Source organism: Providencia sp. R33, assembly GCF_019343475.1.
Taxonomy (GTDB): Bacteria; Pseudomonadota; Gammaproteobacteria; order Enterobacterales; family Enterobacteriaceae; genus Providencia.
Genome location: NZ_CP072453.1, coordinates 2175367 through 2191164 on the forward strand (window position 1 = coordinate 2175367; position 15798 = coordinate 2191164).

At 45.2% G+C, this 15798-nt stretch carries 13 protein-coding genes and 1 CRISPR repeat array; all 13 genes read right to left on the bottom strand.

From position 1 onward, the window contains the following. Nucleotides 1-18 precede the first annotated feature (18 nt). Nucleotides 19-3504 (bottom strand): type I-F CRISPR-associated helicase Cas3f, encoded by a 3486-nt coding sequence (gene cas3f / locus J6836_RS10360; RefSeq protein WP_219249063.1) that lies wholly within the window; start codon nucleotides 3502-3504, stop codon nucleotides 19-21. Next, entirely contained in the window at nucleotides 3501-4478 is a 978-nt protein-coding gene (gene cas1f, locus J6836_RS10365; protein WP_219249064.1) for a type I-F CRISPR-associated endonuclease Cas1f, read from the bottom strand. The genes cas3f and cas1f overlap by 4 nt, the downstream gene beginning before the upstream one ends. Before the next feature lie 226 nt (nucleotides 4479-4704). Continuing rightward, nucleotides 4705-5154: a CRISPR direct-repeat array (repeat unit 28 nt; unit sequence TTTCTAAGCTGCCTATGTGGCAGTAAAC). A gap of 244 nt (nucleotides 5155-5398) precedes the next feature. After that, complete coding sequence (gene flgL, locus J6836_RS10370) at nucleotides 5399-6334, bottom strand: flagellar hook-associated protein FlgL (RefSeq protein ID WP_219249066.1); 936 nt, start codon at nucleotides 6332-6334, stop codon at nucleotides 5399-5401. Between the two features lie 28 nt (nucleotides 6335-6362). Continuing rightward, nucleotides 6363-8006, bottom strand: coding sequence for a flagellar hook-associated protein FlgK (gene flgK / locus J6836_RS10375; RefSeq protein WP_219249068.1), 1644 nt, complete (start codon nucleotides 8004-8006; stop codon nucleotides 6363-6365). 140 nt (nucleotides 8007-8146) lie between these two features. Next, on the bottom strand, nucleotides 8147-9127 hold the full coding sequence (gene flgJ / locus J6836_RS10380) for a flagellar assembly peptidoglycan hydrolase FlgJ (protein ID WP_219249070.1): 981 nt from the start codon (nucleotides 9125-9127) through the stop codon (nucleotides 8147-8149). After that, a complete protein-coding gene (locus J6836_RS10385) occupies nucleotides 9127-10230 on the bottom strand; it encodes a flagellar basal body P-ring protein FlgI (RefSeq protein WP_219249072.1) in 1104 nt (367 codons plus the stop codon). Before J6836_RS10385 ends, flgJ begins: the two co-directional genes overlap by 1 nt. Before the next feature lie 34 nt (nucleotides 10231-10264). Next, nucleotides 10265-10963, bottom strand: a complete 699-nt coding sequence (locus J6836_RS10390) for a flagellar basal body L-ring protein FlgH (protein ID WP_425299632.1) — start codon at nucleotides 10961-10963, stop codon at nucleotides 10265-10267. Between the two features lie 147 nt (nucleotides 10964-11110). Next, on the bottom strand, nucleotides 11111-11893 hold the full coding sequence (gene flgG / locus J6836_RS10395; RefSeq protein ID WP_219249073.1) for a flagellar basal-body rod protein FlgG: 783 nt from the start codon (nucleotides 11891-11893) through the stop codon (nucleotides 11111-11113). An 18-nt stretch (nucleotides 11894-11911) separates the two neighbouring features. After that, the gene (locus J6836_RS10400) at nucleotides 11912-12667 is read right to left on the bottom strand and encodes a flagellar basal body rod protein FlgF (RefSeq protein ID WP_219249075.1); all 756 of its coding nucleotides are present in this window, start codon (nucleotides 12665-12667) and stop codon (nucleotides 11912-11914) included. Between the two features lie 15 nt (nucleotides 12668-12682). After that, complete coding sequence (gene flgE / locus J6836_RS10405) at nucleotides 12683-13903, bottom strand: flagellar hook protein FlgE (protein ID WP_219249077.1); 1221 nt, start codon at nucleotides 13901-13903, stop codon at nucleotides 12683-12685. A 29-nt stretch (nucleotides 13904-13932) separates the two neighbouring features. Beyond that, nucleotides 13933-14784: a flagellar hook assembly protein FlgD gene (locus tag J6836_RS10410; RefSeq protein WP_219249079.1), complete on the bottom strand. Its 852-nt coding sequence runs from the start codon at nucleotides 14782-14784 to the stop codon at nucleotides 13933-13935. A 12-nt stretch (nucleotides 14785-14796) separates the two neighbouring features. Then, a complete protein-coding gene (gene flgC, locus J6836_RS10415) occupies nucleotides 14797-15201 on the bottom strand; it encodes a flagellar basal body rod protein FlgC (protein WP_047755990.1) in 405 nt (134 codons plus the stop codon). A gap of 5 nt (nucleotides 15202-15206) precedes the next feature. Continuing rightward, on the bottom strand, nucleotides 15207-15620 hold the full coding sequence (gene flgB / locus J6836_RS10420) for a flagellar basal body rod protein FlgB (protein WP_219249081.1): 414 nt from the start codon (nucleotides 15618-15620) through the stop codon (nucleotides 15207-15209). Nucleotides 15621-15798 lie beyond the last annotated feature (178 nt).

Sequence of the window (15798 nt, forward strand, 5' to 3'; positions counted from 1 at the left end):
TCCTTGTGACTTAAATTTTTACTCGGAAACTTTAAATGTGCTAAGCCCAAATTGGTCGTTATAGTGAAGGTGAGTCCCACTCACTTTGCGTGGTGAAAAACTGATTTCACCGTACCGCTTAGAAAGCTGCTCCGCTTGGTGGTATTCATTTTCCCTATTTTCTAACGATTGTTGGTAATCCCTCACTAACCATAATCTCTGTGTTAATCGTGCTGCCACGGGTTGAAAATCAATCCCATATTCCTGACTGTTATCGACCCAACCACTGTCTTTGCTGTACTCACAAAAATGAAGTCTATTTTTTGCTGATAAAATGAGTGATAAACGTACCTCTGGTGCACTTCTTCTAAATGAAACAAACTGCTGCGGAAGTGCTGTCATCCACCATCCCCCACTCACATAGCCCCAAAGCGTCGTTGGTCGGTTTTTCGCAACAGTCGCTTCTGATAAAAATGAAGAACGTTTTCTAACCGTCGTTTTGATCTGTGCTTTTTCGGGGGAGCGTCCCATCAACCGTTCGATAGCTGCATGTTCTAAGCAGGCCAAATTAGTCTGTTGCTGTTTTTCCCAGTCTAAAATAGGCTGAATTCGGGGGATTGCATCGACAGATTGCTGTAATTGCTGTTCATCCACCAGCTGGTACAAGTCATGAGTCGTGAGCTGCAAACTCAGATGGCCATTTTCATACCCCGGTTTGCAGAAGGCATCTTGGCCTTTATTACCCAGAAATCCTTTCCAGTTATATTGCAACAACGCCATATTCGGGCTTGAGATCTCACCCTCACGGTGCCGTCTAACGCGGCCTGCCATCTGAATAATGGAACGATAAGAAGAAGGCTCAACCACCGCCCAGTCAAAATCGTGGTCGCGCCCGACCTCTTCGACAGGCGTCGCAACCAGAATAAAAATCAGGTGCTTCGCTTTGCCTTGCTGATGTACTTGCTCTAAATGCTGGCGAATAAGGGTATTTTGAAAAGCCTCGGGTTGCTCTCCCATTTTTTCTTTGCGTTTTAATACTGCATCAAGGTGTTTTTCTTGTTCGTGACGTAGCAACAATACCTGCTGGCTGTGATACGCCATCGTTCGAATTTCCACATCTTCAGGCCATTCATTCGCAAGTAAATAATGGGTTAATGCAACACACACGGGGATATTGGCAACGCGTACGACGCCAAAGGAAACATTCAGTTGAGTTTGCATTTCAGAACAGAAATGATTGCGATGTAAATCAAGAATAGCTTGCTGAATATGGGCGAAATATTGAGGTTGAAGCGCAGTATTCCCCCCCTTTTCCATTGGCACAATAAATGCTTTTCGGCGCGCCACTAATGATTTTAGTGCCTTAACGCGCCTTTCAATAAATGCGGCGTGGTATTGGCGGTAATAGTTAAGAGTCTTCTCATCATCAGCCGCGTTTATTGTTGCTATCTGGCATGAATGTGTGCATCGGTTTTTCTTTTCGTTATATTGCCCTTCATCCACCCAAATACAGCCCACTTGAGGTGACTTTTGCTGGCTCAGCGCATGAATTCGCCAACCCAGTTGATAGGCATTAAAATAGAAAAGCGCCAGCGTTGGGGTGATTGTTGCCGATGAAATCATGACTTTACGCCCTAACATTCCCGCCAAATGGACTAAACGTCCGATAGCCGCAGCATCATCACCGATGAAATCATCAATCTCATCAATGACTAAATCTGATGACATTAACCGAAGGTAAGGAAGAATATAGCGCCCACCACGAATGGTTTCTGTCGCCCCCATGATATGGTCAATAGTACAAGCGAGAACTGGCGCGTAGAGCAAAGCCCTGTCTTTAGGGCGAGTTAACACGGTTGAAAGCTCATCCTCGGGCAAGCAACCTTGCCAGCTTTCTGCCAACCAATTAAGTTCTAACCCTTCATCATCAAAAAGCCTGTCTTGGGACTCCGAACCGAATTCGTCTAATTGGTGCTCTTTTTCAATAATTTTCTGTTTATCGTTTTCTTCTTGGTGTAGTTCTAACACCGCTTTAGAGCCAATCAATGCCGCAAGGTTATCTTCCGCTATCCCTAAACGCTCACGGTATTCGTCCCCGGTTTGCAGAGTAAGCGTTCGTAAACCCAGCGCGAGAACAAAACGTAAACTTTGCTTATCCTCAGAGAGCGCTTGCATGATTTTGGCATTTGCAGTGGTTTTTCCACTCCCCGTACTCGCCATATTCACGATAAAATAGCCTTGAGTTTTATCTTGTTGCTCTTCTCGATACTGGTAAATATGGTTAACGACATCCTCTTGCCAGCTGAATTTCCCAGTGGCATTTTTGTCATGTTTCAGCTTTTCGATATCGCTGGCAAGTCGCGGTTCTGATTCAAAAAAGGGCAAATATTCGGTGACATTCGCCGCCGTCTTTGCAACATTAACTAAGTGCTCATCAAGCTTTTGTTTGTACTGCATCACACCATCAAGGCGTTGGGTATTGGCGTAGAGCGGAATGTGCGATTGCCAATCTGGATCCGCATTTTTAGATGAATAATTGTGATCCCCTAACATTAAACATAAGCGGGCCTGTTGGGCGACCAACCGCCAGCAGCCATTTTCCAGCGCTTCATTAAGCAAGGGAAGTTGGTGTTTAAGGTGTTCCGCCGCTTGGCTCACTGCAAGCTTCCAGGTTAGTGATTCGCTTAATAAGCCTTCGGGAAATTCAAAACATTGGCTCACACGGCCTTCATATTCTTGCAGGTTATAATTATTTTGATATCCCCATTGCTCATCGATTATTTTCAATAAATTATCGAGTGAATCGCATGCTTTACCCGCAAAGCTATTTCGTCTTTCTTGATTTTCAATAAACGGTAATCGGTGGTGAGAAACAATCAGCCAAACTATTAGCGATGCAGCATCAGGCAATGCTGTTAACGGTTTTTCTCGGGTTTTATTTTCTTGTATCCCTACTTTTAATTGCTGCTCACTCCATGAAGATGTGATCAGCGCTGTTATCCAACTTTCATCATTGTTAGGCTCGCTTTGGCTTTTTACCAATGCGCTAAACAATAAAACGGAGACCCACTCATGCCTTAAAGGATCACCTTTAAAATGCATTCTTGAGTTCGGATTGAGTTTATCCTGAAAAAGTTGCGAGGCCTTTCCCCAATCATGGAATAATGCAGCGAGGCGAGTTAATGCATTAATTAGTGGCAAGTATTTCCAATTATTCTCGTGTTCACTCCCAAGCAACGATTTCTCTGTTCGATTGACTGGCACAAAACCTTGCTCATTAAATTTATTTTTTTGCCCAACCACCCATAATAGTTGGCTACGTGAGCGAGAACGTACCCAATGGCAACTCACGGCGGTGTTCCGGCTCGCGCTTTGTCGCAGCAGTTTTTTGACGGTCTGCAAGCCATCTTCCGTAATCAGTGTTTGCCATGTATTGTCACCAATGCGATTAGCAAAGGCATCAAGCACGCGGCGGGTTCTTTTGAGGGCATGTTTTTCGCACTGTGAAATAAAGGTCACCATCATAGGGATGCACCTTGCGACGCTTGCTCCGTGTGGCCTTGTAACGCTATCGATTTAACGGTATCAAATAAAAAGTCCAAAGCATGGTGATCAACAAACGACTGCAAAATTTGTTGGCGAAACTCTTGCTCTGTCGCCTCTTCCTTTGCACAAATAAACGCCCATGGTAAAACGATGACATCTTTAATTAAGTCCGCCACATCAAAAACTAATGCCCCACGCCGTGTTTTTCCATGCATCACAGCAAAGCCGTGGGGAATACCGAGAACCCATAAACAACTGGCTGCCAACCCATAGGCAAGGTAATTGCCATGATTAAGAAAGGCATTCGCTTTATCTGCGGCTTGGTGTTGACGTTTAAAGTTTTTCTGCCCTGAATTATTCGCAGCGTATTTATATAAGGCTTTGGTTAATTGTGCTTCAGTCAGGAGTAATTCTTGGGTATCTTTTGCAGATTCAGTACGTTGATAAAAGGTTGAAAATGCACTTTGCAGCACGTTATCTTGGTAAATAAACCCTTCATTTTGTAAATCACGAGAGCTTTGCCAGACTTTTTGCAGATATTGAATTCGAGATTGTTGTAGTTTTTTCGCCGCAGATAAGCGTTTTTCATCCTCAAACCAAAAACTTAACCAACCTTGCAGGTATTCTGTCGGTCGATATTCACCTTGTGGCGTCATCCACTCCACTTCGGTGGACATATATAACGGCGTGCCACCGCCACCACAAAAACCAACTAAGACCCCTGCTTGAGATAACATTCGCATCGCAGCTTGGGTGATCGAGGTTCCCGTTCCCAGTAAAATAACGGTGGTATTTGCAATAGGAATATTAAAGTAGAGGTTTTCATTTTTCGCTTCAGTGAAATACAGCACCCTGCCATCTTTTTGCATCACGCGGCAGTATTCTAGGTAGTACATATTGGCGCGTTTGGAATGCAAAATAGTTTTGAGATCTGAAGGCAAAAAACCATCCATTACGATTTAATATCCTTTTAAATTGATAAATTTACTGAATGTTTTAAGTCTAATTAGAATCCACTTCCCCTCACGAAACAAGTCAAAACCAGCACTAAAGTAAAATTTGTGAGGCATTTGGCAAAAGTCACGGAAAGAATAACTTTTTAGAGGTAAGAATTATTGGATAAAAGGCTGCCTATATGGCAGTGAACGACTTGAACCAGCAACCTACCGATTATGAGTCTTTCTAAGCTGCCTATGTGGCAGTGAACTATCTTCGAATGGACCATTGCGCGTTTCAACATTTCTAAGCTGCCTATGTGGCAGTGAACACTTTTTCGTGCTCTCCGTAACCTTGTTTTACTTTTCTAAGCTGCCTATGTGGCAGTGAACAAGACCATAAACCTGATGACCTGCGCCCATTTTTTCTAAGCTGCCTATGTGGCAGTAAACAATATCCGGATGAGCAACTCCGCAATAAGGTGTTTCTAAGCTGCCTATGTGGCAGTAAACAGTTTAATAAAATTATTACCTTTATCGTAAATTTTCTAAGCTGCCTATGTGGCAGTAAACTTTCTACATGCCAAGCGGCACAGGGAATTGTTTTTCTAAGCTGCCTATGTGGCAGTAAACGGAGTTCTGAAGCACTAAAAAATGCAAAAATTGTTTCTAAGCTGCCTATGTGGCAGTAAACGATAAAATATCAGAACTAAAGTGAATCACAACAAACCCTTATCGATAAAAACAGAGAAATACCTTCTTTTTGCATCGAATTCATAACGTGTTGTTTTAAGTCGCATTTTTAAAGAGAAAGAAATAAAGGGTAAATTTAGGATAGCACAACTTAGTTTTCACATTAGTTGAGGAAAGCCCCAAAAAAAAAAACCGCGCTCCAATGACGGCAAAGCGCGGTTGAGTAGAACTCAATATTAAGATGATTAACGGCTACCGAATAACGACATGCTATTTAAATCTTTAAAAATGCTTTGTGAAGCTTCAAACATCGCTTTTTCTTTATAATAATCCGTTGTGGTACCTGTCCAATTGGTCTCAAGCAATTCACTTTTACGTGCAGCATTTTGAATAGAGCGCGTGTCTGCTAAGAAATCCAATTTATCAATTTCTTGCAACTGTAAACCTTGTTTCGCTTCAATATTGGAAATTTGGTCGAGCGCCGCTTTAATGCCGCGGTTTGCTTCATCCATCCCTGCTTGAGCGCGGTCTAAATCGGCTTGAGGTGCGTCTTGCTGTGGAATTTTCAGGGCTGCGATACCTGCATTCAATGCTTTGAAAACATTGACTACATTGCTGCTGTCTGTATCAAATACCTGAGCACCCGTAAAGTATGTCGTCATTTCACGGTCACTGGAGACATTTTGCATCACCGCTTTATCACCACCGTGATAGAGCACATCACCATCTGCGTTAATTTCAAAAGGCGGTTTATCCGATTTAAAACCAGCAAAAATATAGCGGCCATTACCGTCGGTGGAATTACCAAGCCCCACTAACTGCTCTTTTAAACCCGTTAATTGCTCAGCGAGTGTATTGCGGTCTTTATCACTCAAACCCCCTTGGTTAGAGGCTTGAATAATTGTGGTATCGATTTGCGTGGTGACATCGTTCATTTGAGTCAAAATACTCATTTGCAATGTCATACCCGTTTTCGCAAACCCACGGCTGGCAACATATTGCTGGTTGCGGGTTTCTGCTTGGTTAATTCGTACCGCTTGGGATGACGCTTGCGGGTCATCTGACGGTTTGGCCACACGCTTACCTGACGCTAATTGGCTACCTGCTTCCATCCAACGCGCTTGGGAATTATTCATATCCTGTAAGCGTTGGTGGTAAATCATATTTGTGCTTAAACGCATCGCTAAATCCTTATTATGTCGCTAAAACTTAGAACGCACGCATCAGCGCATTAAACAAATCGTCCACGGTTTTCAACACTTGTGCATTGGCGTTGAAAAACTGGGTGATCTTCTGCATTTGAATACTTTCTTCGTTCATATTCACGCCAGAGATGGCTTGCTCTTGTTCATAAAAGCTCTCTGTCATTTTGTTTTGCGTTTCAGCGTCAATTTGGGCTTGCTTAGTTTTGCTTCCTACATCATTGACGAGTGTCGCGTAGAAGTCAGAAAACGTTGAGCCGCCATCAATCAGTTTTTGGTCTTGTAATTTGACGAGTTCTTTGATGTTTTCGTTATCACCTGGGCCACTGTCTTTGCTACCTGCGCCAGCAAATTTGCTTGCATCATTAATCAGCGTTTGCATGCCATTAATCACGCCATTCACAGGTTTTGCGAGGAATGAATCACCTTTTTGTGCGCTACTGTTGCTGATATTGATTTCAATACCATCAAATTTCAGCATTGTCGCCGTTGAGTCGTCGTCTAAAGCGACTTTCGTGCCTTCGGGTAAACGCGTCACATTCCAGCCGTCATCACCAAAGCGAATTTCATAATTACTGCCCGTGACTTTGGAAACATCACTGTATTTCAAGTCAAAATCGGCTTTGCCTGTATTGTGGGTATTGCTCACCACATTACCTTTACCGATTTCAAAGAAGTTCTCACCCGTTGTGCCGCTGGCATCATAGCCTTTGCTGTGGACTTCATTGAATTTGGTGGCAAAAACCAGCGCAAGCTTATTGAGTTTTTGATACGCGGGGTCGATAACCTCTTGGCGTGAGCGCAAAATACCGCTTAGCTCGCCACCACGGAAAGATTCATCAGGAATTTCACGAGCTTGGCCATTTGCACCAACGAAACCAACGCTAAAGCGGCTGTCATCTTTTGAGGATGGGACAGCTTCTAAACGGTTCGCTTTTTCGCCTGTGACTAACGGTAAGCCATTGGCAAACGTAACGTTATAGTTGCCGTTTTGCTCAATCACTTTGACACCAATTAACGAGTTGACCTCGTTAACTAAACGGTCGCGCACATCGAGTAAATCATTCGGTTCAGAGCCACTAACAGAACGCACGCGGGAAATCTGCTGGTTTAAACCGGCAATTTTCTCAGCGTAGATATTGATATCTTTCACCTTGTTTTCGATTTGGCGATTAACATCACGTTCCATTTCTTGCAGGCGTCTGTCCGCTTCTTTAAATTGACTCACCAGCGCATTGGAGTTGCCAAGGAAAACATCAATTAATGTTTTATCGCTGGCATCGCTCGTCGCCGCATCCAATGACGTGAAGAAGCTGCCAATATTGCTGGAAATATCTTCGATATCATTAGTTAGCAAATCATCGACTTTATTACAGTTCTTAACGTACGCTTCGTAGTCACCACTGCGAGCACGAGCTTGGCTGTACTGCGCATTGATAAATTCATCAAACTCACGGCGAACATGGCTGAAATAAGTGCCGTTACCAAAATAGCCACTCGGTGTCATCGTACCGGGATTCTCCCCGAAAACAGCACTTTGGCGGTGATAATACCCTACACCTGCGTTGGCTAAGTTGTTAGAAATCACACTTAACCCGCCTTGTGCAGCGTTCACACCACTGAGCGCATTATTCATTACATTGTTCAGCATAAGCTTTCCTGTTCTGGGTGCGTATCGCGTTCATTGGCTGACACAATGTCGGTGATAGCAACTCAAATTATTTAGAGCATGTTTAGTTATCGGAAAATCGGCGTAATTATTTAGCCCTAACTCGTATAAATTCCATGTTTTTAGAAAATATCGTTTAAGTCGATGGTATAGGCCTGTACCGCTCGTGATGCTGAGGTATTCGCCGCAGGTTGATGGCCTCGTATCTGGTTAATTAATGTGATTAATTTGTCGGAATACCCCGGGTCGGTGGCATAACCTGCTTGGTGTAAACGGCGAGCCGCAATCTCAGGGGTTGGCGCTTTTTTGACGTCTTTATAACGCGGGTTATCCGTCAATAAACTGATGTAATCTGCGATGGCTTCTTCATAGGAGCCATACACACGGAAATCATCACGCATTTTAACCGTTTGCCCGTTGATCACTTCCGTCGTCATGATATTGGTGACAGGCCCCTGCCAGCTTTTCCCAGCTTTAATCCCAAATAAGTTATGGCTGGTTTTTCCATCCATTTTTAAAATTTCTCGTTGCCCCCAGCCGCTCTCCAACGCCGCTTGCGCTAATACCAGAAAATGGGAAATGCCACTGTCTTTACTCGCCGCTTTGGCAGGCTCAAGTAAACGACTGATAAAGTTGCTGCTGTTGAGTGATAACGCTTTGATTTTTTGCAAAGGAGCAGAAAGCGCATCCCCCATCGGGGCAAAATGGCGCATCATCTGTTCCATATTAAATGGCGGCAAGGATTGCACCGTTTTTTCATCAAATGGTAATAAACTGTTGGAATTTGGGACGCTTGACGTATGTTGGTCGCGAGTCAATTGTTGGTACATCATCTCCCCAAAACCTAACCCTTTTTGGGAGAGGTCTTGGGCGATTTGTTGGTCATACATACTGGTCAACATGCGAGTTTGGTCATTAGAAAATAGACCATCCTGCGGGAGTGCGTCACGCATGCTTTTTAGCATCATTTGGACAAATGTCGCTTCCAATTGCTGCGTGACTTGGCGCAGCCCTTGCTCCGTGTTTTTATTCAACTCGCCCTTTAACTGACTCAGTGACTGCAAATCGAACGCCGCACCTTGCAATAGCTGCATATCACCCATTAGATAATCTCCAATTTCGCACGTAAGCAACCTGCGCTTTCCATCGCTTGTAAAATCGACATTAAGTCGTTTGGTGTTGCCCCTAACGTATTCAAGGCTTGGATCACTTGGTTAAGTTGTACGCTGGCATTCACTTTTTGCAATGCGCCGCCACGATCTTGTACACCAACACTGGTGTTACGGGTTACCACGGTTTGCCCGCCCGCAAATGGCGTATCTGGCTGGCTAACTTGGGTTTGTCTTTCCACGGTGACTGCCAAACTGCCATGCGCCACCGCGCAGCTTTCCAGTGTCACACTACGGTTGATCACCACCGAGCCTGTCCGTGAATTCAATATCACCTTAGCTTCAGCCATTGGCGTGCGAACATTCAGTTCTTGGACTCGCGCGAGGAAACGGACTTGGTCGCGGTTATTGGCTGGTACTAATAATTGCACTGTACGGGAATCCAACGCGCTAGCCGTTCCCATTCCGCCCATACGATTCACTGCATCCGCGATATCTTGCGCCAATGTGAAGCTATCTTCGTTTAATTGCAGGTTAATAGCGCCACTTTGGCCAAAACTGCTTGGCAGTTCCCGCTCAATGGTTGCCCCGCCAGTAATGCGCCCACCATTCAGTTGGTTGACTTTGATGCTGCTACCACCGCCACTCGCACCAGCACCACCGACTAAGATGTTGCCCTGTGCCATGGCATAAATTTGCCCATCAACGCCTTTTAATGGCGTCATTAAGAGCGTACCGCCACGTAAGCTTTTGGCGTTACCCATGGAGGAGACCACGATATCCACCGATTGCCCTGTGCGCGCAAAAGGCGGCAGTTTTGCCGTGACCATCACCGCGGCCACGTTTTTGAGCTGCATATTGGTGCCCGGTGGAACGGTGATCCCCATCTGGGACAGCATGTTGTTCAAGCTTTGCGTGGTAAACGGCGTTTGCATGGTTTGGTCACCCGTGCCATCTAAGCCCACCACTAAACCGTAACCAATCAAGGCGTTATCGCGTACACCTTGAACAGTAGTTAAATCTTTAATACGCTCACTGTGCGCCGAAAAGGTAAAAAGGCAAAACAGTGATAGCAAAATTAATACGTTGTTTTTCATTGAATTCTCTCGGCCGTTACTCGCTAATGTTTAATTAATAAGGCGAAACATTTAAGAAAAAGCGTTGTAGCCAGCCCATATTTTGCGATTCGTTAATATAGCCATCGCCAACATATTCAATGCGAGCATCTGCCACTTGTGTGGAGCTCACATGGTTGTCTGAGCCGATAGTTCGTGGGTTGACGACCCCCGAAAAACGAATAGATTCTGTGCCTTGGTTAATGGCGATGCGTTTTTCACCCACCACATGCAAATTGCCGTTCGCCAGTAATTGGTCGACGGTCACCGTAATGGTTCCCTTAAAGGTGTTATTGGCGTTTGCGCCACCTTTACCACTAAAGTCACTGTTTCCTTTGATATCCAATTCGGTGTTATTGCCACCAATCCAACCTTGCATAAAGCCGGGCAATATGGCGGCGAGGAAACCGGTTTTGCCGCTGCGATTTGCATTGGCAGAGGAATTTTTGCTCGCACTGACGTTTTCTTGCAAATTAATGGTTAAAATATCGCCAACATTGCGCGGTCGCCTATCTTCAAAAAGAGGTTGATAACCGTAATAAGCGGGCTGTGCACTTTGGAAGATTGAACCGTTCGGTGACGGTGCTGTCGGGGCAGAAGGAATAGCCGTCGTTTGTGTATCCACTAACGGACGAGATGGAATGTGAGCACAACCGCTGGTGGCTAAAACCAAAACGGCAAGTAACCATACCTGTTTAGGTGCAGTAAAACGCATCTGCAACGCTGTTTTTTGCTGTTGGGAAATAAGGCCGCTTTCAATCATTATGCTACTCTTTTGCTGCTGTGTACGTTGTTTCATCCCAAAGAGATGTCTTTCATAGGGCGCTCACAACAAACCCGATGAGCGCCGATACAAAACCAATTACAGTTGCGTTAAACGCTGAAGCATTTGGTCAGATGCCGAAACAGCCTTACTGTTGATTTCGTAAGCGCGCTGAGTTTGGATCATATTGACCAGCTCTTCGGCGACGTTCACGTTCGAGGTTTCTAGCATATTTTGATAAAGTAGGCCGGCACCGTTAGTTCCCGGCGCGCTTTCATTCGGCGCACCTGAGCTCGCGGTTTCCATATAGAGGTTTTCCCCCATACTTTCCAAACCCGCATCGTTGATGAAAGTTGTCAGTGTAATTTGGCCGATTTGCTGCGGTTGGCTATCGCCATAAACGGTGATAGATACCGTACCATCACGCCCAATCGTTAAGCTGTTTGCGTTATCTGGCAAAGTAATTGCTGGAACGATTTGATAGCCGCTGGAGGTGACTAATTGGCCATCTTGGTTAGGTTGTAATGCACCATCACGGGTATAGGCATCAGTACCGTCAGGCATTTGCACATGTAAAAAACCTTGGCCTTTAATCGCAATATCCGTGGTGGTGCCCGTTTTATTCAATGCACCTTGTGCATGAATACGCATCGTGGCGACAGGGCGTGCCCCTGTCCCCAGCTGTAGCCCTGATGGCAATGACGTTTGTTCAGAGCTCATCGCACCTGGCTGGCGAATATTTTGGTACATTAAGTCTTCAAAAACAGCACGTTGGCGTTTAAAACCATTGGTGCTAACGTTTGCCAAGTTATTGGAAATAACGTCTAAGTTAGTTTGTTGAGCATCAAGCCCAGTTTTTGCAATCCATAATGAACGGATCATAATTATTCCTTACTGAATTTAGCTGACGGCAAGCAATTGGTTAGCACGTTGGGCATTTTCATCCGCACTGCGAACCACTTTCATTTGCATTTCAAAATGCCTTGCATTGGCTATCATTGATACCATCGCTTCTGCGGCATTGACGTTACTTCCCTCAATCACACCAGACGTCACAACGGCACGGTCACTCAGCGGCAACACGTTGCCGTTGGTCGCTTGCCCTTGAGGGGATAAATGAAATAACCCATCTTCCCCGCGGATCAAGTCTTGCGGCTGTGCTTCTACCACTTTTAGGCGACCAATCTGCCCTAACATCGTAGGCGGATCTGTCGCTAGCAATGCAGTGATGGTACCGTCCATACCGATAGTGATTTCTGCGTTCTGAGGAACGTTAATCGGCCCGCCATCCCCTTGAAGACGGCGCTCGCCAATCACTAACTCACCGTCACCCGAAATTTGGATATTCCCGTTACGGGTATAGGCTTCCGTCCCATCGGCTAATTCAACGGCTAAAAAGTGCTTATCGTTTAACGCAACATCCGTTGGCTTGCCTGTGTAGTTCAGCGGCCCTTGGCTCATATCTGCGCCGGGAGTTGAAGACACCACCAAGGTTCTGGTTTGTGCGCTATCCCCATTCACGGGCACAGCGCGCATGGCTGAGAGCTGCGCTTTAAACCCTGCGGTAGACACATTGGCAATATTGTTGGAAACCACCGCTTGGTTCTCAAGCGCATGGCGTGCTCCACCCATTGCGGTATAAATGACGTGATCCATGGCCACCCTCTAGGCTTATCGTAAGTTAACCAGCGTTTGTAACATTTGGTCTTGCGTTTTGATGGTTTGCGCGTTCGATTGGTAATTACGCTGCATCACAATCATGCTGATCAGCTCTTGGCTCATATCCACGTTTGAAGATTCCAATGCGCCACTGGTTAATTTACCGAATTGACCCACGCCTGGAACGCCATCCATCGGGTTACCCGAAGCATTAGAAGAAGCCCAGACGTTGCCCCCTTGGGAAACTAAACCATTCGGGTTAGCAAACGCAGAAAGTGCCACTTGCCCAACCACACGTTTTTGTTGGTTTGAGTAGTTAGCAACGATTAAGCCGTTATCTTCAATTTTGAAACTGGTGTATTCACCGGCAGGGAAACCATCAACATCAATGGCACTGACGGAAGACTCGCTCACTTTTTGTTGGCGAGTTTTGCTTAAATCAACGTTTAAAACACCGTTGTCAGCACCATTTAATCCGTTGTAATTAAAAGGAAATGAAGCTTTATCCGCGTCTTTTAGCTTTCCGTTACCATCGAACTCTAATTTGCCAAGTTCTTTCGCTGATTTATCGCCAGCATCTTTCGCATATGCCGTCCATTGGTTATCCGCATTTTTAACAAAATACACGGAAATTTCATGGGTATTACCTTGGCTATCGTATGCCGTCATTGTGGTGCTGAAATTATAGGTTGATGAATCATCAGGCTTGTCAATATCAAAGGCTTTATCTTTGATTTTGTCTTCTGAGTTCAAGTTAATGGTTAACTTGGCTAACTCAGATTTTTTCGCATCCATCATATCTGTTGGGATGTTTAGCGCTTCAGGGACACCACCGCTTTGAATGGTGATATTGCCTTTTTCATCGACGCTCGCAGGATAACCTGTCACCACCATGCCTTGGTTATTGACCAAATTACCGCTTTTGTCGCGTAGAAACTGGCCATCACGGCTGTAATAGGTATCGCCATTTTTGTCTTGAACGCGGAAAAAACCGCTGCCTGAAATCGCCACGTCTGTTGGTCTATCTGTACGTGTAATTGGGCCGTCTTTAAAGTTTTGAGTGACCGCCGCAACGTTAACGCCGAGGCCAACACCAGAACCTGCAAACATATCTGCAAATGAGGTGGTTGCACCTTTAAAGCCGTTGGTTGCGGAGTTGGCAATGTTATTACCAATTGAATCGAGCCCCGCGGATGCTGCATTTAAGCCACTGACTGCTTGTGAAAAAGACATATTTTCTCCATGAGTATTGGGGGTAAAAATTAAGAAGAAGGGTAAACTTTGAAGATGCTGCTAAGGGGTACACTTTGCCCAATGCCAACATCTAATAATGGCGCGTCAGACCCCGGTGTCACACCGTTGACGCGGGTATAGCCCAGTTTCGTGACTTCAACTTCAGCCCCGTTTCTGATAGCTCTCACATCAAAGTAATATTTCCCTTTCGTATCGGTGACTAAGTTGCCATTGTTGTCCAAACCGTCCCATGCCATGTCATAAATATCGGGTTTGACTTCAGAGTCATAGGTGATGGTTCGCACAACCATTTTGTTTTTGTCGCGAATGGTAATTTCAACGCTATCGGCCAATTTCGGTAAAAAGAAACCAAATGGCGATGAAATAAATTCAGATTTCGGCTCTTCGCCGCCCTCTTCTGAGGTATTTTGATTGCTCAATGCCGCAGTCGATGGGCTGTTCGGGCTAATCCCTTCATCTGGTAACGGGTTCGATGGTTTCGTTACTGTGCTATTTTCCCCTGAACTCTCTTTTTTGAGTGGGGCTAAAATAATTTCATTGCGAGGGATAAGCACACCTTTGCCCACCAATGCGGTCGCTTGTAGTGATTGCCCTGAGCCGATTTGTTGGGAAATACCACTCACGTTATCACTGAGTTTGTTCATACTTTCCAGCGTGGCAATTTGAGCCAATTGGCTGGTTAAGTCGGTATTTTCCATCGGCTTAGTTGGGTCTTGGTTTTGCATTTGCGTCACAATCATTTTTAAGAAAGTGTCACGCATGTCGTCACTTTGACTTTTCTTTGGCACGTTACTCGCCGCAGGCTCTGGTCCCGCGGTGGTGTTATCCAATGAATCGTACATCGTGGCTGCAATCCCCATTTCGTACCTCCGTTACTGGCCGATAGTCAGTGTTTTTTGCAGCAAAGTTTTTGCTGTATTCATCACTTCTAAGTTGGCTTGGTAGCTACGAGAAGCCGAAATGGTGTTGATCATTTCACCCACCATGTCCACGTTAGGCATTTGCACATAACCTTTTTCATCCGCTAAAGGGTGACCAGGCTTGTATTCCATACGCGGTGGTGCTGGGTCTTCAATCAGTTCACTGACTTTTACGCCACCGACTTCATGGCGGCCTTGCGGTGCCATTTGGAAAACCACTTGTTTGGCACGATATGGCTGGCCATCGGGTCCCGCGATACTTTCTGCGTTAGCCATGTTGCTCGCACTGACGTTTAAACGCTGAGACTGGGCGGTTAATGCAGATGCTGAAATGTCAAAAATACTCAGTAAGGCCATAATGATTACCCTTGCTGTAGAACAGCCAACATGCTTTTAACGCGGCTATTAATAAATGTAAGATCAGCCTGATATTTCAGGGTGTTATCGGCGAATTGACTGCGTTCAATATCCATATCGACGGTGTTACCATCCATTGAAGTTTGGTAAGGGACGCGGTATTTCAAATCCATATTTGGTGCTTTGATACCGCGACCTTCAATATGACCTTTGGCGGTTACCGCCAGTGCCACACCCTTGCCATTCACCGCGCCTCTATCCATTGCTTGTTGGAGCTGACGATTAAAATCAATATCCCGCGCCTGATAACCTGGTGTATCCGCATTAGCAATATTGGAAGCCAGAACGGTTTGCCTAGCTTCACGTATTGACAACGCCTGCTGCTGGAAGGCAAACGTGGCATTTAATTTATCAATCATGATGATCCTTAATGGATGTAAAGCGATGTTGACTACGAACGCTCGTTATATTCGCTCTCTCAATTAGGAAAAAACCATCAAGAGAGTACGAAAGTTAAAATTCGACGTGCATATCTTAGCGGTCTACTAAAAAATCTAATGGCGGGATAAAGGCAAAATAATTGACCTATTTGGCTCA